General features: G+C 61.9%; 19 protein-coding genes. All 19 read right to left on the minus strand.

Features of this window, described 5'->3' with window-relative positions; translation table 11 throughout:
• Nucleotides 1-789 (minus strand): protein phosphatase CheZ, encoded by a 789-nt coding sequence (locus tag GYB81_RS09925; RefSeq protein WP_161865592.1) that lies wholly within the window; start codon nt 787-789, stop codon nt 1-3.
• 19 nt (nt 790-808) lie between these two features.
• Nucleotides 809-1,183 carry a chemotaxis response regulator CheY gene (locus GYB81_RS09930; RefSeq protein WP_169968482.1) on the minus strand — a complete coding sequence of 125 codons (375 nt, stop codon included), beginning with the start codon at nt 1,181-1,183 and terminating at the stop codon, nt 809-811.
• Between the two features lie 99 nt (nt 1,184-1,282).
• The gene (fliA, locus tag GYB81_RS09935; RefSeq protein WP_161865591.1) at nt 1,283-2,029 is read right to left on the minus strand and encodes an RNA polymerase sigma factor FliA; all 747 of its coding nucleotides are present in this window, start codon (nt 2,027-2,029) and stop codon (nt 1,283-1,285) included.
• Nucleotides 2,026-2,856: a flagellar synthesis regulator FleN gene (gene fleN, locus GYB81_RS09940; RefSeq protein ID WP_161865590.1), complete on the minus strand. Its 831-nt coding sequence runs from the start codon at nt 2,854-2,856 to the stop codon at nt 2,026-2,028. The genes fliA and fleN overlap by 4 nt, the downstream gene beginning before the upstream one ends.
• Nucleotides 2,857-2,943: 87 nt before the next feature.
• Nucleotides 2,944-4,254 (minus strand): flagellar biosynthesis GTPase FlhF, encoded by a 1,311-nt coding sequence (gene flhF / locus GYB81_RS09945; protein WP_161865589.1) that lies wholly within the window; start codon nt 4,252-4,254, stop codon nt 2,944-2,946.
• Between the two features lie 11 nt (nt 4,255-4,265).
• Nucleotides 4,266-6,395, minus strand: a complete 2,130-nt coding sequence (gene flhA, locus GYB81_RS09950; RefSeq protein ID WP_161865588.1) for a flagellar biosynthesis protein FlhA — start codon at nt 6,393-6,395, stop codon at nt 4,266-4,268.
• A 100-nt stretch (nt 6,396-6,495) separates the two neighbouring features.
• Nucleotides 6,496-7,632, minus strand: coding sequence for a flagellar biosynthesis protein FlhB (flhB, locus tag GYB81_RS09955; RefSeq protein WP_161865587.1), 1,137 nt, complete (start codon nt 7,630-7,632; stop codon nt 6,496-6,498).
• 9 nt (nt 7,633-7,641) lie between these two features.
• Nucleotides 7,642-8,418 carry a flagellar biosynthetic protein FliR gene (gene fliR, locus GYB81_RS09960; RefSeq protein WP_161865586.1) on the minus strand — a complete coding sequence of 259 codons (777 nt, stop codon included), beginning with the start codon at nt 8,416-8,418 and terminating at the stop codon, nt 7,642-7,644.
• Between the two features lie 11 nt (nt 8,419-8,429).
• Nucleotides 8,430-8,699 (minus strand): flagellar biosynthesis protein FliQ, encoded by a 270-nt coding sequence (gene fliQ, locus GYB81_RS09965; RefSeq protein WP_013714993.1) that lies wholly within the window; start codon nt 8,697-8,699, stop codon nt 8,430-8,432.
• An 11-nt stretch (nt 8,700-8,710) separates the two neighbouring features.
• A complete protein-coding gene (fliP, locus tag GYB81_RS09970) occupies nt 8,711-9,496 on the minus strand; it encodes a flagellar type III secretion system pore protein FliP (RefSeq protein WP_161865585.1) in 786 nt (261 codons plus the stop codon).
• Nucleotides 9,496-9,927: a flagellar biosynthetic protein FliO gene (gene fliO, locus GYB81_RS09975; RefSeq protein WP_161865584.1), complete on the minus strand. Its 432-nt coding sequence runs from the start codon at nt 9,925-9,927 to the stop codon at nt 9,496-9,498. Before fliO ends, fliP begins: the two co-directional genes overlap by 1 nt.
• Before the next feature lie 2 nt (nt 9,928-9,929).
• Entirely contained in the window at nt 9,930-10,397 is a 468-nt protein-coding gene (gene fliN, locus GYB81_RS09980; protein WP_161865583.1) for a flagellar motor switch protein FliN, read from the minus strand.
• 69 nt (nt 10,398-10,466) lie between these two features.
• Complete coding sequence (fliM, locus tag GYB81_RS09985) at nt 10,467-11,438, minus strand: flagellar motor switch protein FliM (RefSeq protein ID WP_161865582.1); 972 nt, start codon at nt 11,436-11,438, stop codon at nt 10,467-10,469.
• Between the two features lie 12 nt (nt 11,439-11,450).
• The gene (gene fliL, locus GYB81_RS09990; RefSeq protein WP_161865581.1) at nt 11,451-11,969 is read right to left on the minus strand and encodes a flagellar basal body-associated protein FliL; all 519 of its coding nucleotides are present in this window, start codon (nt 11,967-11,969) and stop codon (nt 11,451-11,453) included.
• 273 nt (nt 11,970-12,242) lie between these two features.
• The gene (locus GYB81_RS09995) at nt 12,243-13,481 is read right to left on the minus strand and encodes a flagellar hook-length control protein FliK (protein WP_161865580.1); all 1,239 of its coding nucleotides are present in this window, start codon (nt 13,479-13,481) and stop codon (nt 12,243-12,245) included.
• Between the two features lie 66 nt (nt 13,482-13,547).
• Complete coding sequence (locus GYB81_RS10000; RefSeq protein ID WP_161865579.1) at nt 13,548-13,901, minus strand: Hpt domain-containing protein; 354 nt, start codon at nt 13,899-13,901, stop codon at nt 13,548-13,550.
• A gap of 30 nt (nt 13,902-13,931) precedes the next feature.
• The gene (locus tag GYB81_RS10005; RefSeq protein WP_161865578.1) at nt 13,932-15,620 is read right to left on the minus strand and encodes a fused response regulator/phosphatase; all 1,689 of its coding nucleotides are present in this window, start codon (nt 15,618-15,620) and stop codon (nt 13,932-13,934) included.
• Complete coding sequence (locus tag GYB81_RS10010) at nt 15,620-15,925, minus strand: STAS domain-containing protein (RefSeq protein ID WP_161865577.1); 306 nt, start codon at nt 15,923-15,925, stop codon at nt 15,620-15,622. The genes GYB81_RS10005 and GYB81_RS10010 overlap by 1 nt, the downstream gene beginning before the upstream one ends.
• Nucleotides 15,926-16,010: 85 nt before the next feature.
• Nucleotides 16,011-16,460 carry a flagellar export protein FliJ gene (gene fliJ / locus GYB81_RS10015; protein WP_021489636.1) on the minus strand — a complete coding sequence of 150 codons (450 nt, stop codon included), beginning with the start codon at nt 16,458-16,460 and terminating at the stop codon, nt 16,011-16,013.
• Nucleotides 16,461-16,479 lie beyond the last annotated feature (19 nt).

The following is a 16,479-nucleotide window of genomic DNA, read 5'->3' on the forward strand; positions in this document are numbered from 1 at the left end:
TTAGAACCCTAGACTGGACAGCAGGTCGTCGACATCGTCCTGGCTGGAGGCAACGTCATCACGCTTATCGGCATGAATCTGCGGACCTTCACCCCGCGATGGTTCTTTTAATTTTTCCTGTTCGGCGCGCAGCACTTCGTGGTCGTGCTGAATGCCGGCAAAACGGTCGACCTGGCTGGCCATAAGCACCAGCTTGAGCAGGTTGCTTTCCACTTCGGTCACCAGCTGGGTGACACGCTTGATCACCTGACCGGTAAGGTCCTGATAGTCCTGCGCCAGCAAAATGTCGTTGAGGTGGCCGGAAAGCTTGGCGCCGTCTCGCTCGCTACGGGCGAGGAATAGCTCGACACGCTTGGCCAGCTCGCGAAAGCCATCGGCACCGATTTCGCGGCGCATGAAGCGGCCCCATTCGACGCTCAGGCTGTGTGCCTCGTCGCTCAGGTCATTGACCAGCGGCGCGCTCTGCTCGACCAGATCCATGGTCCGGTTGGCGGCCTTCTCGGTCATGGTCACGACGTAGTTCAGGCGTTCGGTAGCGTCGGCGATCTGCGACAGCTCCTGAGCATGCGGCATACGCGGGTCGAGCTGAAAGTTGACGATAGCGTTGTGAAGCTCACGGGTCAGTTTGCCGACTTCGTGATAAAGCCCGCGGTCGCGGACCTTGTTGAGCTCGTTGATCAGTTGCACCGCGGCGCCGAAATTGCCTTGTTCGAGGCTGTCGACCAGATCGCGGGCGTTGTTTTTCAGGGTCGACTCAAGGTCACCCAGCGTGGAGTCATCGTGTTCCATAGCACCCTCGCGGCTGGCATCAGCCGTTGACCCGCTCGAAGATCTTCTCGATCTTTTCCTTCAGCACCTGGGCGGTGAAGGGTTTGACCACATAGCCATTCACGCCGGCCTGGGCCGCCTCGATGATCTGATCACGCTTGGCTTCAGCGGTCACCATCAGCACCGGCAAGTGCTTGAGACGCTCATCGGCACGCACGGCACGCAGCAGGTCGATGCCGGTCATGCCGGGCATGTTCCAGTCGGTCACCAGAAAGTCGAAGCTGCCGCTTTGCAGCATCGGCAGCGCCGAAGTCCCGTCATCGGCTTCCGCGGTGTTGGTGAAACCCAAGTCCCGCAAGAGGTTCTTGATGATCCGTCGCATCGTCGAGAAATCGTCAACGATGAGGATTTTCATGTTCTTGTCCAAGTCGACCTCCGTACAGTCCCAAACGTATTGCGCTCGCAACTACGTCCTTTAATCATGAAACCGTTTCTGCCTGCGAGTACGCCGCCTTCAGCCAGCGCGCCATTCACTCAGCCGCGAGCGCAAACGCGCCGCGCACTGACTGTGCAACTGGCTCACGCGCGACTCGCTAACCCCCAGCACTTCACCGATTTCCTTCAAGTTCAATTCTTCATCGTAATACAGCGCTAGCACCAGACGTTCACGCTCCGGCAAGCCGGCGATGGCGTTGGCCAAGGCCGCCTGGAAGCGTTCGTCTTCGAGGTCCCGCGAAGGTTCGAGGTGGGTGTGCCCGGCGTCTTCGTGCAGCCCGCCATGCTCGCCGTCCTGTAACAGGTCGTCGAAGCTGAACAGGCGGCTGCCCAAAGTGTCGCCAAGAATGCCGTAGTAATCCTCCAGACTCAATTGGAGTTCGGCCGCAACTTCCTGATCTTTAGCGTCACGCCCGGTTCTCGCTTCAACGGCGCGAATGGCATCGCTGACCATACGGCTGTTGCGGTGCACCGAACGCGGCGCCCAATCGCCCTTGCGCACCTCATCGAGCATCGAGCCACGAATACGAATACCGGCGAAGGTTTCGAAACTGGCACCTTTGCCGGAGTCGTATTTGCGTGAGGCTTCGAGCAGGCCGATCATGCCCGCCTGAATGAGATCGTCGACTTGCACGCTGGCCGGTAAACGGGCCAGCAGGTGATAAGCAATGCGCTTGACCAGAGGGGCATAGCGTTCGATCAGCTGATGCTGGGAGTCCTGCGCCTGCGCCTTGTTGTACATACGAAGTCCAGAGGCTGCTGTCATACGGCCGAGTCTGCGGTCGGTTGCTGCACCAGACGCTCGACGAAAAACTCCAGATGGCCACGGGGATTGGCCGGCAGCGGCCAGGTGTCAACCTTCTGGGCAATCGCCTTGAACGCCAGAGCGCACTTGGAACGAGGGAAGGCTTCATAGACTGCGCGCTGTTTCTGCACGGCTTTACGCACACATTCATCGTAGGGCACGGCACCGACGTACTGCAGGGCGACATCAAGGAAGCGATCCGTCACCTTGGTCAGCTTAGCAAAGAGATTGCGCCCTTCCTGCGGGCTGTGGGCCATATTGGCCAGAACACGGAAGCGACTGATGCCGTGATCACGGTTGAGCAGCTTGATCAGGGCGTACGCGTCGGTGATCGAAGTGGGTTCGTCGCATACCACCACGAGGATTTCCTGAGCGGCACGAACGAAGCTGACCACCGCATCGCCGATCCCGGCAGCGGTATCGATCACTAGCACGTCAAGATTTTCGCTGATATCGCTGAAAGCCTGGATCAGGCCGGCGTGCTGCATCGGCGTAAGGCTGACCATGCTCTGCGTGCCAGAAGCAGCCGGCACGATACGGATGCCGCCCGGCCCCTGTAGCAGAACATCACGCAGGTCGCACTCACCCGCGATGACATCGGCCAGCGTGCGCTTGGGCGCCAACCCCAGCAGCACGTCAACGTTGGCCAGCCCCAGGTCGGCGTCCAGCAGCATCACCCGACGGCCGAGATCGGCCAGGGCCATGGACAGATTCACCGACACATTGGTCTTGCCGACGCCACCTTTGCCGCCGGTCACCGCGATCACCTGTACGGGATGCATACCCATGTTCTCTCTACACCTTGTCTAACTTCGACTTGACCAAAAGGCCGTTCACTCTCGCGTAACGCGAAAGGGTGCAACACTCTCGCCGCTTCAGCCGGCTCGCTGCGCCGGGTTGTGGTAGAGGCCGGCGAACATCTGCGCCATGGCATCTTCACTCGGCTCCTCGGCAGCCTGCAGCCCTACCGCACGACTGACCAGCTGATGGCTGCGCGGCACTTGCAGGTCATCCGGAATTCGCGGCCCGTCTGTCACATAGGCTACCGGCAGTTGCTGGCCTATAGCCAGACCCAAAACCTCTCCCAGACTCGCAGCCTCGTCCAGTTTCGTCAGTATGCAGCCTGCGAGGCCACAACGCTTATAACTATGGTAGGCGGCCTTGAGCACCTGGCTCTGACTTGTTGCCGCCAGAACCAGATAATTTTTCGCGTTGATGCGTGCCGAGGCCAGGCTTTCCAGCTGCAGACGCAGCGCCGGATCGTTACCCGGCAGGCCGGCGGTGTCGACCAGCACCACGCGCTTCTTGGCCAGCGGCGCCAAAGCCTGCAACAGAGACTGACCGGGGTCGATCTGGGTCACCGACACGCCGAGGATACGCCCCAAGGTCTTGAGCTGCTCCTGCGCGCCGATACGGAAGCTGTCCATGCTCACCAGAGCGACCTGCTGCGCGCCATACTTAAGCACGTAGCGTGCGGCCAGCTTGGCCAGCGTAGTGGTCTTGCCCATGCCGGCCGGACCGACCAGCGCGATCACCCCGCCCTCTTCCAGCGGCTCGACCTTGGGCGTCTTGATTGCATGCGCCAGATGCGCCAGCAACATACGCCAGGCCTGGCGCGGCTCAGCGACCCCAGCGACCTTGCCCAGCAAGGCCTGCGACAGTTCGGCAGACAGCCCCATGCGTTGCAGGCGACGCCACAGGTTGGCCTGCTGCGGACGGCGACTCTGCAATTGCCCCCAGGCGATGGAGCCCAGCTGCACTTCGATCAGCTCACGCAAGCCGTTGAGCTCGAAGCGCATGGCATCCAGCGCACGCGGATCGACCGACGGTGCGGCAGGTGCAACGGCCTCGACCGGGCGCTGCGGCTTGACCGGCGTCGCTGGCAACTCGGGCGCCAGCAGGGATTCGTTGGCAAACAGTTGGCGGTCCTTGCCGGCATCCTGCTCGGCACGGGTGGTCAGCTCGGCCTGGGCACTGGCGATGCGCGCCTGGGTCTTGCGCAGCTCGGCTTCCAGCGCCGGGTTCGGACGTACCGGCGCCGGCGCCTGGTAATCCAGCGCGGCAGTCAGCTCGACGCCACCGGCGACGCGACGATTGCCGATGATCGAGGCATCAGCGCCCAGTTCGTCACGCACCAGTTTCATGGCGGTCCGCATATCGGCGGCGAAGAAGCGTTTGACCTGCATGACCCTTTACCTCAGTTCTGGCCAACCGTAGCGACTATGGTGACCTGCTTGTTGTCCGGAATTTCCTGGTACGCCAGCACATGCATGCTGGGAACCGCCAGCCGCGCGAAGCGCGACAGCATCGCCCGGACCGGTCCGGCCACCAGCAGAATCACCGGTTTGCCGAGCATTTCCTGGCGCTGCGCCGCTTCCACCAGGGAACGCTGCAGCTTCTCGGCCATGCCAGGTTCGAGGAGGATGCCATCCTCGCTGCCCTGACCGGCCTTCTGCAGACTATTGAGCAATATCTGTTCCAACCTTGGCTCAAGGGTGATCACAGGCAGCTCCGGCTCTAGTCCCACAATGCTTTGCACGATGGCGCGGGCCAGTGACACGCGAACAGCAGCGACCATAGCGGCGGGATCTTGACTCTTTGGCGCGACGTTGGCGATGGCCTCGGCAATGGTGCGGATATCGCGCACCGGCACCTGCTCCTGCAACAGCGCCTGCAGCACCTTGAGCAGGGTCGACAGCGACACCAGCCCCGGCACCAGCTCTTCGGCCAGCTTCGGCGAGCTCTTGGCCAGCAGCTGCATGAGCTGCTGCACTTCCTCGTGCCCGAGCAGCTCATGGGCGTGCTTGTGCAGGATCTGGTTGAGATGGGTGGCAACCACGGTGCTGGCATCGACCACGGTGTAACCCAGCGATTGCGCCTGATCCCGCTGACTCGGATCTATCCACACCGCTTCCAGGCCGAACGCCGGATCCTTGGCGGCGATGCCATTGAGCGGGCCGAATACCTGACCGGGGTTGATCGCCAATTCGCGGTCTGGATAGACCTCCGCTTCGGCGACACTGACGCCCATCAGCGTCAGACGATAGGCATTGGGCGCCAGATCGAGGTTGTCGCGGATATGCACCGAGGGCATGAGAAAGCCCATCTCCTGCGAGAGCTTCTTGCGTACGCCCTTGATCCGCGCCAGCAGTTGGCCACCCTGATTGCGGTCGACCAACGGGATCAGACGGTAGCCCACTTCCAGGCCAACCATGTCCACCGGAGTGACGTCGTCCCACCCCAACTCCTTGACCTCCTGCGCCTTCTGCGCCGGAAGCAGCTCCTGCTGGCGCTGGACCTCCTTGACCTCGGCTTCCTTGGCCTTGCGGTTCTTGTGCGCGATCCAGTAGGCGCCGCCAGCGGCGAGCAGGCCCAGGCTGATGAAGGAAAAGTGCGGCATGCCCGGCACCAGGCCCATGGCGATGAGAATGGCAGCGGCCACTGCCAGCGCACGCGGCGAGGCGAACATCTGCCGATTGACCTGGGCGCCCATGTCCTCGGAAGTGGAAACGCGGGTCACCATCACCGCAGCAGCGGTAGACAGCAACAGGGAAGGAATCTGCGCTACAAGGCCATCACCGATGGTCAGCAGGGTGTAGACCTTGCCCGCGTCAGCAAAGGCCAGGCTGTGCTGCAGCACGCCGATGGCGATACCGCCGATCAGATTGATGAACAGGATCAGCAGGCCGGCGATGGCGTCGCCACGGACGAACTTGCTGGCACCGTCCATCGAGCCGTAGAAGTCCGCTTCCTGCGCCACCTCCGAGCGGCGCTTCTTGGCCTCGGTCTGATCGATCAGACCGGCGTTGAGGTCGGCGTCAATGGCCATCTGTTTGCCGGGCATGGCATCGAGGGTAAAGCGTGCGCTGACCTCGGAAATACGCCCGGCGCCCTTGGTGACCACCACGAAGTTGATGATCATCAAGATGGCGAACACCACGATACCGACCACGTAGTTGCCGCCGATCACCACCTCACCGAAGGCCTGAATCACCTGCCCCGCCGCACCGTGCCCGTCATGACCGTTGAGCAGCACGACGCGGGTCGAGGCCACGTTCAGCGCCAGACGCAGCAGCGTCGCAGCCAGCAGGATGGTCGGGAATACCGCGAAATCCAGTGGGCGCAACGCGTAGATACTGACCAAGAGCACGACAATCGACAGCGCAATGCTGAAGGTGAACAGCACGTCGAGCAGAAACGGCGGGATCGGCAGCATGACCATGCCGAGCATGACCAGCAGCAACAGGGGGATGCCCAAGTTGCCGTGACGCAGCCCCGCCAGATTGCTGCGGACATCACCGATTAACTGTGCGCGATCTACTGCCACGTCCTACCTCAGCCATTCAATCTTTTGACGCGAAAGTGCGTCCTGAAGGGGTAATGGCAAGAAGCGTTCCAGAAATGACGGAGGGGCCAGCAGAAAGTGTTTAAGAGTCGCGACGCAGGTCCGCAGGAATCGGCAGATCCGGCAGCGGGCCCGGGCGCTTGCCCTTGCCGGCGCGGTACTGGCGCAGCTGATAGACGTAGGCCAGAACCTGGGCCACCGCCAGGTACAGGCCGGCCGGAATTTCCTGGTCCAGCTCGGTGGAGTAGTAAACGGCCCGCGCCAGTGCCGGCGATTCCAGCACCATCACCTGATGCTCCTGGGCGATCTCGCGGATCTTCAGTGCCAGGAAGTCGCCCCCCTTGGCCAGCAGCATCGGCGCGCCACCTTTCTCCGGGTCGTACTTGAGCGCTACGGCGAAGTGTGTCGGGTTGGTGATTACCACATCGGCCTGCGGCACGGCCTGCATCATCCGTCGCTCGGCCATTTCGCGCTGCAGCTGACGGATGCGCCCCTTGACCTCGGGCTTGCCCTCGGTGTCCTTGTACTCGTCACGCACCTCCTGCTTGGTCATCATCAGCTTCTGCTTGTGACTCCACAGCTGGAACGGGACATCCACGGCGGCGATCAGGATCAGGCCGCAGGACAACCAGAACGCGCTCCAGCCAACCACTCTGAGGCTATGCAGGATTGCCGGCTCCACAGGTTCGTTGGCGATCGCCAGCAAATCGTCCTGATCCACCGCAAGCACCACCAGCGCCACCGCGAGGATCACCAGGAACTTGGCCAGCGCCTTGACCAGCTCGACCAGGGCCTGAACCGAAAACATGCGTTTCAGCCCCGCCAAGGGGTTCATCCGACTGGCCTTGGGCTGCAGCGCTTCGGCGGAAAACAGCCAGCCGCCCAGGGCAATCGGGCCGGCGATGGAAGCGATCAGCAAGGCGATCAAGAATGGCTGAACCGCCAGCAGCGCCTCCTTGCCGGAGGCAAGCAGGTATAACGCCATGCTGCGCTCGCTCATCAACACCTCACGCGGCAGGCTGAAATTGCCGCGCATGATGTCCATCAGCACATTGCCCATGTAGGCGCCGAAGATGATCAGGGCCACGGTGCCGGTGAGAGTTACCGCCAGGGTATTGAGTTCCTTGGATCGAGCGATCTGGCCTTTCTTTCGCGACTCTTCAAGTCGCTTGCCTGTGGGTTCCTCGCTCTTGTCGGCGCCGCTCTCGCTTTCAGCCATGCTCGCCCCTCATCGCGTCAAAGCGAATTCGCCCAACTGCTGCAGGGCTTCGCTGGCCAGTGCCTGAAACAGGCTGCCGAAATCGGAGAGGCCCACCCAGAAAATCACCAGGCCCAGGGCCAGGGTCAGCGGGAAGCCGATGGAGAAGATGTTGAGCTGCGGCGCAGCCCGGGTCATTACACCGAACGCCAGGTTGATCACCAGCAGCGCCGTGACCATGGGCAGCGTCAGCAGCAGCCCGGCACCTATGACCCAGCCCAGCTTGCCGGCCAATATCCAGTAGTGATTGACCATCATCCCCTGCCCCGGAGGCAGGCTGATGAAGCTTTCCGCGAGAATCTCCAGCACCACCAGATGGCCATTGATCGCCAGGAACAGCAACGTCACCAGCATCAGCATGAACTGGCCGAGCACCGGCACCGACACGCCGTTGGTCGGGTCGACCATGGAGGCGAACCCCAGGCCCATCTGCATGGCGATGATCTGCCCAGCCACAGTGAACAGGTGGAAGAACAACTGCAGAATGAAGCCGAACATGGCGCCGATCAGTATCTGCTCGAGAATCAACAGCAGGCTGCGCAAGCTCAACGCATCGACCTGCGGCATAGGCGGCAGCGTCGGCACCAGTACCACGCTGATGGCCAGGGCCAGGTAGAGCCGCACACGGGTCGGCACCAGCTGGGTACCGATGATCGGCATCACCATCAGCATCGCCGCGATGCGGAACAACGGCAGCAGGAACTGGCCAACCCAGCCACTGATCTGCTCGCTGCTCAACTCCAGCATCCTGCCTCGCCTCAGCCTATGAGGTACGGAATGTTCTGGATCAGCGTCTGGGTGTACTCCATCAGCTGGCTCACCAGCCAGGGGCCGGCCCAGATCAGGGTGATCAGCATCACCATCAGACGCGGCAGAAAACTCAGGGTCTGTTCGTTGATCTGCGTGGCGGCCTGGAACATCGCCACGATCAGACCGACCACCAGACTCGGCACCACCGCCAGGCCGACGATCAACACGATCAGCCAAAGCGCTTCGCGAAACAGGTCAACCGCTACCTCGGGAGTCATCAAAGGCCTCGCTATAACGTGCCGAAACTGGCGGCCAGAGTGCCCATGATCAGCGCCCAGCCATCGACCAGGACGAACAGCATGATCTTGAACGGCAGGGAAATGATCAGCGGCGACAGCATCATCATACCCATCGCCATGAGGATACTGGCGACCACCATGTCGATGATCAAAAACGGAATGAAGATCATGAAACCGATCTGGAACGCGGTCTTCAGCTCGGAAGTGACGAATGCCGGCACCAGGATGGTCAGCGGCACATCTTCGACGCCTGCCAGGTCGGTACGCTTGGACAGTCTTACGAACAGCGCTAGGTCGCTTTCACGGGTCTGCGCCAGCATGAAGTCGCGGATCGGCCCTTCTGCACGGCTCAATGCCTCCTGGGCGACGATTTCTTCGTTGAGATAAGGCTGCAGTGCATCGGTGTTAATCCGGTCGAACACCGGCGCCATGATGAACAGGGTCAGAAACAGCGCCAGGCCGACCAGAATCTGGTTGGAGGGCGTCTGCTGCAGGCCCAGTGCCTGGCGCAAAATGGAAAAGACGATGATGATCCGGGTGAAGCTGGTCATCAGCATGACGAACGCCGGGATGAAACTCAGCGCCGTCATGATCAGCAGGATCTGCAGGCTGACCGAGTATTCCTGCTGACCCTCTGCGTCCGTCGATAGGGTAATGGCCGGGATAGACAGCGGGCTGTTGCCCTGCTGAATCAGCGAGCTGGCGCCAGGCGGGTCTTCGGCAAACGCCAGCGAAGCGGCCAGACTCAGCACCAGCACCAGCAACAAACGCAGCATCAGGATTTGTCCTTCTGATCCTTGCCCAGCAGCTCCATCAGGCGCTGGGCGAATTCCGGCGTGGCCGGCTCGGCATCGGCCAGATGCACGGGCTCCTTGAGCACATGCAGGGGCGTGATACGTCCAGCGGACAGGCCCAGCAGAATCTGCTCGCTACCCACCTGCACCAACACCAGGCGATCACGCGGCCCCAGCGGTTGCGTGGCCAGCAGCTTGATCACCTGCCCGCCGCGCGGTGCCAGTTGCTGCACGCGGCGCAGCAGCCAGGCCAGGACGAAGATCAGACCGATGACCAGCAGCAACCCCAGCAACAACTGGCCCAGCTGACCGGCCACATCGCTACCGGCCATGGGCGTGGCGGCTTTGCCAGCAGGCTCTGCAGCCAGCGCGAGCCCCGGCAGCGCAAGCAACAATGCGAATAGTCGAGCCATGATCAGCGCAGCTTCTTGATGCGTTCGCTGGGGCTGATGACGTCCGTCAGACGGATGCCGAACTTCTCGTTGACCACCACCACTTCACCGTGGGCGATCAGCGTGCCGTTGACCAGCACGTCGAGCGGCTCACCGGCCAGGCGATCCAGCTCGATCACAGAGCCCTGGTTGAGCTGCAGCAGGTTACGGATGGTGATATCGGTGTTGCCCACCTCCATGGAAATGGATACCGGAATGTCCAGAATCACGTCCAGATTCGGCCCATCCAGGTTGGCGGGCAGATTAGCGGGCGGTGGCGCGCTGCCGAACTCTTCCATTGGCGCGCGCGGCGTAGCCGGCTGCGCAGTAGCCTGCCCGGCCAGCATTGCATCGATGTCGTCCTGTCCGGCATCGCCCGCCTCGGCCAGCGCTGCGGCCCACTCATCGGCCAGCGCCTGTTCCTCTGGGGAGGTGTTTTCTTCGTCTGCCATCGTCTTTCCTCGCCTGGCTTCAGCTATTCGTTTGCATTGGGTCTGCCGACCCTACAGAGCTCCAGCGCGTCAGCGCTGGCGTTCGATTGGTTCTAAAACCTGCAGGGCCAGATTGCCCTTGTGCGCTCCCAGCTTGACCTTGAAGGTCGGCACGCCATTGGCGCGCATGATCACGTTCTCCGGCAGCTCCACCGGGATCACGTCACCCGGCTGCATGTGCAGGATATCGCGCAGCTTCAACTGACGGCGTGCCACGGTGGCGGCCAGCGGTACGCTGACATCGAGAATGTCTTCGCGCAAAGCCTTGATCCAGCGCTCGTCCTGATCGTCGACATCGGACTGGAAACCGGCATCGAGCATCTCGCGGATCGGCTCGATCATCGAATACGGAATAGTGATGTGCAGGTCACCACCACCGCCGTCCAACTCGATGTGGAAAGTGGACACCACCACCACCTCACTGGGGCTGACGATGTTGGCCAACGCCGGGTTGACCTCGGAGTTGACGTACTCGAAGTTGATGTCCATGACCGCGTGCCAGGCCTCACGCAAGTCGACGAAGGCCTGATCGAGCACCATGCGCACCACGCGCAGTTCGGTAGGGGTGAACTCGCGGCCCTCGATCTTGGCGTGACGACCGTCACCGCCGAAGAAGTTGTCCACCAGCTTGAACACCAGCTTGGCATCGAGGATGAACAGGCCGGTGCCGCGCAACGGCTTCATCTTCACCAGATTGAGACTGGTGGGTACATAGAGCGAATGCACGTATTCGCCGAACTTCATCACCTGTACGCCACCGACGGCGACATCGGCTGAGCGGCGCAGCAGATTGAACATGCTGATGCGCGTGTAACGGGCGAAACGCTCGTTGATCATTTCCAGGGTCGGCATGCGCCCACGGACGATACGATCCTGACTGGTCAGGTCGTACTGTTTGACGCTACCCGGCTCCGCAGCGTCCTCGGTTTCCACCAGGCCGTCATCGACGCCATGCAGCAGCGCATCGATCTCGTCCTGGGAAAGCAGGTCTTGCACGGCCATGTTCGGCTCCCGCTACTGCAACACGAAATTGGTGAACAGCACCTGCTCGACCACAGTGCTGCCGGTTTCCTTCTGCGCCAGCTCCTGCACACTGGCCAGCGCCTGCTGCAGGAGCATCTCCTTACCCAGCGGCGTTTGCAGCGCTGCGAAATCCTGACCGGAGAGCAGCATCACCAGACGGTTGCGCAGCACCGGCATATGCACCTTGAGCTTCTCCATCCCGGCGGCATCCCGGCTCATCAGGGCCATGCTCACCTGCAGATAACGGGTGCGGTTCTGGTAATTGAAATTGACCACGAAGGCTGGCATCAGGTCCTGGTAAGTGGCCGGCTGACGAACAGGAGCGGCAGCTGCAGCTTCTGCCGGCTTGGCCTCCTCATGCTTGTCGCCCTTGCTGAGAATGAACCAGGTACCGCCAACGGAAAGGCCGACGGCCAAAAGCAGTCCCACCACGATCAGGATGATGAGTTTGAGCTTGCTCTTGCCTGCAGGTTGTCCATCGGCAGCCGGTGCCGCTTGTTTCTTAGCCATGCCAATATTCCGTCAGTGCCTAGGTTCTTTCGGCATTCAAAGGGTTAAGAGCAAGTGTTATGCCAGCATATGAGCAGGCTTGTCTAACTCTGGGCTGCGGATTTAACAGCGCCTATCGCTTGCTGTCACCCAAAATGCATTCGCCCGAGCACCTTTCGGCCACTCGGGCAAATGCAAGTCTAGCGGAGGAATACCGATCGTCGGCGATTGCCTCGTGCGATGCAGCGCTACCCATCACCTCTGGAGGCAACCTGGAACGTTGGCAAGAGGCCTTCACGCATAGTAGTCGACCAGGCCGCGTCCCGTGCTTGGCCGCTCGCTACGCACCTCGTGCTGGGCACCGCCCTGCAGCTCCTCGCCGGCGAGCAGGCCATCTCGCGAACCGGACCCACCACGGCCACCCTCGCCCTGCCCCTGCCAGCCGCGGTTGAGCGACTGGTCGGAAACGTTGGCATCGGCCAGGTTCATGCCCTGCTGGGCGAACAGCTCACGCAGCCTGTGCATCTGACCCTCCAGCGCCTCCCGCACACCGGCATTGGGGCTGGCGAAGGTTACCTGGGCCTGATCCTGAGACAGGTTCACGCGCACCTCGAGGCGCCCCAGCTCGGCCGGGTCGAGCTGTATTTCAGCCGACTTGAGGTTCTGGCTCGACAACCACATGACGCGATCGACCACCGCCTCGCTCCAGCCGCCCTGCTGCATCGCCACCGGCTGCCCCGGCACCAATGGCAGACGCTGCGCGGCACCTGTCTGATGATTGAGCGCCTGGGTCAGCGCATTGAGCTTACTGACGAACTGATCCGGACGATTGGGCTGAACGCTGTCTTTGAGACTCTCCAGCGCGTCCTTTGCCAGGCTTTCCAATGGCAGGTCCAGCGTCGGCTCTTCGGTGTTCTCGACGGACTCCTCGCCCTTGCCCATCACCGCCATGGCAGCAGCGAAATCGGTACTGGTGGCGACCCTGGCGCTTTTGATCGCAGCATCCTGCGGAGCCTGGGCCTTGCTTGCCTCTTCAGCTGGCTGCTTGAGTAGCGCCAGCGAATCGAGGCTGTCATCCTCCAGCACCGGCTCGGCCTGCTCAGTGACGCCAAGGTTGGCGCCGGTGATCACCAAAGCCGGCACATCCGGTGACTCCTCGGCTACCGGAGCCTCCGGCGCCTGAGCCTGAATACCGCTCAACGCCATTGCCAGTAGCGGGTCGAGCTCTTCTTCAGCGCCCTCCTGGGTCGGCAAGGAATTGCCGGGGGCGGCAACCGCAGGCTGTTCGGCGGCAGTTGATGCGGCAGTCGAAGCGGTATCAGGCTCCCCTGAGGCTGGCGCAGAACTCTGCTCCTGGCTGGATTTATCGGTACTGCCTGCGCGCTCGCCAGGCTTGGCCTGACGCTCCTTGGCATATACCTCGGCAAAGCTGGAAGCACCGTTCTTGCTGGGTTCCGGCGCTTTGGCCGGCTGCTTCGCTTTGCTCTTCACCTCAGGCGCAGCCTGCAGGCGAATATCGGGCAACGCGGACATGGACGCTCTCCGTCTGATGGGTCGTGACGGGATCAGAGCAAAGGACGGGCCAACTCGTGAAGGCAGTCAGGCTCGGTAGCGCTGCCGCTCGGACTTGAACAGGATGCGCACAATGGCGAACTCGCGCTCGATCTGCTCGATCAGTGCCGGAGCCGGTTCCAGCGCCTCGCGCCGACCGGCATCCTCGAGCTCCTTGCACAGGCCGGCCAATATGATCGCGCCCATGTTGCTGCAACTGCCCTTGAAGCTGTGCGCAGCCAGACGCAAGCCCTGCGCATCGCCCTCGGCCAGCGCCTGATGCAGCAGGCGCAAACGCTCCTCGGAATCGGCAACGAAGGTATCGAGCAGAATCGGGTATTCGTCTTCCATGACGTCCTGTAGCGCCGCCAGGACGGCATCGTCGAGATGAATATCGGACACCGGGTCACTCCCTGAACATCAAGGCCCGGATTATGCCTCAGCGGACCAACAAAACTCCACGCTGACGCCCCGTCCGTCGGGACCGCAAGCAAAGCCGTCGCTCAACTCCCGAACCAGTGCCAGACCACGCCCGCAGAGCGCATTGTCTCGAGTTGCCATGATCCTGGCTGGATCGAAACCGGGCCCGCTGTCCTCCACCCCGACAACAAGGCGACCGCCATTTCCCGTTGGCAGCATCTGCAGGTGAAAGCGCACATAGCCATCCTGCAGTGAGGCCAGGCGCAGACGCCGCTCCCGGTAGTACTCGGCAAAACCGCTCGCATCCTGCTTGAGCGAGGAATCCAGGCCCATCACGCCATGCTCCAGCGCATTGGAATAAAGCTCGGCAAGCACCGTATACAGCTCTCCACCACGCGGGCGCAGCGCCTGCACGTCCAGCAGCAGCTGCAACAGGAACGGCAAGGGGTTGAAATGGCGCAGACTCAGCGCGCGAAACTCGAAACTGGCCGACCAGTCCATCACGCTACTCTGCCCGCTGTCGGCAAAGGCCAGCGGCCGCGGACGCTCCTCGTCCTCAGCGAGCCCCACCTGGACCAGACTGACATCGTCCTGCTGCTCGCCGCGAAACGCCACCAGCGCCTGCTGGATCTCCTCGAACAAGGCCTGCGGCTGACGATTGGCGTCCAACAGCCTGAGCAGGCGGTCCTCACCGAACAGCTGCCCCTGCTGATCACTGGCTTCAAGCACACCATCGCTGAGCAGAAAGATGCGATCTCCCGGCGACAGCGGATAAACCTCGCAACGATCACTGAACGCTGCGGGATCAAGGATGCCAAGCGGCAAGTGGCGTGACACCAGCGGCTGACGCGGACGGCCATCGGCATGCAGCAGATAGCCATCCGGCAAGCCACCATTCCACACCTCGAGCAGACCGCGCTTGCTGCTGATGTTGAGCACGGTGGCGCAGCAGAAAACGCCCACCGGCAGGATGCGCTTGAGCTTGGCGTTGATCTCGCGAAGGATTTCGGCCAGGGAGTGGCCCTTGGCCGTCATGCCGTAGAACACCTCGGCCAGTGGCATGGCGCCAATCGCCGCCGGCAAGCCATGGCCGGTGAAGTCACCGAGCATCACGTGCATGCCGCCGGAAGGCTTGTAGGCCGCCAGCAGCAAGTCACCGTTGAACAGCGCATAAGGCGATTGCATATAGCGGATGTTCGGCGCGTCCAGGCAGCCGGAATGCGCCACCTTGTCGAATACTGCCTTGGCTACGCGCTGCTCGCGCAGCAGGTGCTCGTTGTGCCGGGCAATCAGGTCGCGCTGGCGCAACACCGTGTCGTGCAGACGGCGCAGGCGATCCATCGCACCGATCTTGGCTTCGAGTATCACCCGGTTGTAGGGCTTGGCGAGAAAGTCGTCACCACCTGCCTCCAGGCAGCGCACAAGCGCCTCCCCCTCGGTAAGCGAGGTGAGAAAGATGATTGGCACCAGCGCCTCGCCGGCCTGCTCCTTGATTCGTCGCGCAGCCTCGAAGCCATCCATTACCGGCATCAGCGCATCCATCAGGACCAGATGCGGGCGCTCCTGCTCGAACAGAGCGACCGCTTCCAGACCATTGCTCGCGGTCAGGACCCGATGGCCCTGGCGACTGACGATGGTGGACAACAGCATGCGATCCGCGGCGTTGTCCTCGGCGATCAGGATCGCGAGACGATCAGGCATCAACTGATCTGGAACAGCTGCTCGAAATTGGAAATGGCGAGAATCTTGCGCACGTCGCTGCTGCAGTTGAGCAGGCGGATCTGCGCCGAATCGCCGCCCGCGTGATCACGCAAGAGCAGCAGCATGCCCAGTGCCGAGCTATCCAGATAGCTGGTGTCGCGCAGATCGACCTGATAACGCCTGGGCGTCACGTTGACGCGCTCGTAGGCGTCACGAAATTCCTGGTGGGAGGCGAAGTCGAAGCGTCCTCGAATCACGATGGTCAGCTCTTGCCCGTCCGCCGACGGTTGCGAGGTGATGGCCATGTCTACTCCTTTGTCGAGACTTTGCCAGATAGGGCGGTTCACGACTGAAGGTGTAGCATCTGACAGGCGCCGAAACAACTTCTAATCAGGGTTCGCCGCGATCAATCAGCCGCTGCGCCAGTTCGTCGAGCAGTTTCTGCTCGCGCTTGTCTTCAGCCAGACGCGCTTCGTCGATATAGCGCTGGACCAGTTTGCGCAGGCCCTCGAGGCGCGCGTAGCGCTGCTGCCACACGGCACGCACCTTCTCCAGGTTGGCACGATGCCACTCCAGACTTTGCTGCTGCTGACCAACCGCAGTCTCTAGCTGCGACAAAAAGCGCTGATAGTTCATCAGCCACTGGCCGGAAACGCCCTTGCTGCCCTCGCTGATCCACTGCTGCTGGTAATCGCCACGAAAGCGCTCCAGCTCCCCCAGTTTCGCCTCGGCCTGGCCGACTAGCCCCTGGCAATGCCCCAGTTGTCGGGCGGCCTCGCGCTCGGCTTTTTCTGCCATCTCGACAACCGGCTGCAGGCGCTTGGCGCGACTGAGACTCATCGCCGTGCAGCCTCACTGA

The sequence above is a fragment of the Pseudomonas yangonensis genome, from assembly GCF_009932725.1.
GTDB lineage: Bacteria > Pseudomonadota > Gammaproteobacteria > Pseudomonadales > Pseudomonadaceae > Aquipseudomonas > Aquipseudomonas yangonensis.

Bases quoted from the DNA above. Each gene is read 5' to 3' on its own strand.
- fliN (WP_161865583.1), bottom strand. From the start codon at position 10,397: ATGGCAGACGAAGAAAACACCTCCCCAGAGGAACAGGCGCTGGCCGAT.
- GYB81_RS09930 (WP_169968482.1), bottom strand. From the start codon at position 1,183: ATGAAAATCCTCATCGTTGACGATTTCTCGACGATGCGACGGATCATC.
- fliQ (WP_013714993.1), bottom strand. From the start codon at position 8,699: ATGACTCCCGAGGTAGCGGTTGACCTGTTTCGCGAAGCGCTTTGGCTG.
- flhB (WP_161865587.1), bottom strand. From the start codon at position 7,632: ATGGCTGAAAGCGAGAGCGGCGCCGACAAGAGCGAGGAACCCACAGGC.
- GYB81_RS10010 (WP_161865577.1), bottom strand. From the start codon at position 15,925: ATGGCCATCACCTCGCAACCGTCGGCGGACGGGCAAGAGCTGACCATC.
- GYB81_RS09925 (WP_161865592.1), bottom strand. From the start codon at position 789: ATGGAACACGATGACTCCACGCTGGGTGACCTTGAGTCGACCCTGAAA.
- fliO (WP_161865584.1), bottom strand. From the start codon at position 9,927: ATGGCTCGACTATTCGCATTGTTGCTTGCGCTGCCGGGGCTCGCGCTG.
- fleN (WP_161865590.1), bottom strand. From the start codon at position 2,856: ATGGGTATGCATCCCGTACAGGTGATCGCGGTGACCGGCGGCAAAGGT.
- fliA (WP_161865591.1), bottom strand. From the start codon at position 2,029: ATGACAGCAGCCTCTGGACTTCGTATGTACAACAAGGCGCAGGCGCAG.
- fliR (WP_161865586.1), bottom strand. From the start codon at position 8,418: ATGCTGGAGTTGAGCAGCGAGCAGATCAGTGGCTGGGTTGGCCAGTTC.
- fliJ (WP_021489636.1), bottom strand. From the start codon at position 16,460: ATGAGTCTCAGTCGCGCCAAGCGCCTGCAGCCGGTTGTCGAGATGGCA.
- flhF (WP_161865589.1), bottom strand. From the start codon at position 4,254: ATGCAGGTCAAACGCTTCTTCGCCGCCGATATGCGGACCGCCATGAAA.
- fliP (WP_161865585.1), bottom strand. From the start codon at position 9,496: ATGCTGCGTTTGTTGCTGGTGCTGGTGCTGAGTCTGGCCGCTTCGCTG.
- fliM (WP_161865582.1), bottom strand. From the start codon at position 11,438: ATGGCCGTGCAAGACCTGCTTTCCCAGGACGAGATCGATGCGCTGCTG.
- GYB81_RS10005 (WP_161865578.1), bottom strand. From the start codon at position 15,620: ATGCCTGATCGTCTCGCGATCCTGATCGCCGAGGACAACGCCGCGGAT.
- fliL (WP_161865581.1), bottom strand. From the start codon at position 11,969: ATGGCTAAGAAACAAGCGGCACCGGCTGCCGATGGACAACCTGCAGGC.
- GYB81_RS09995 (WP_161865580.1), bottom strand. From the start codon at position 13,481: ATGTCCGCGTTGCCCGATATTCGCCTGCAGGCTGCGCCTGAGGTGAAG.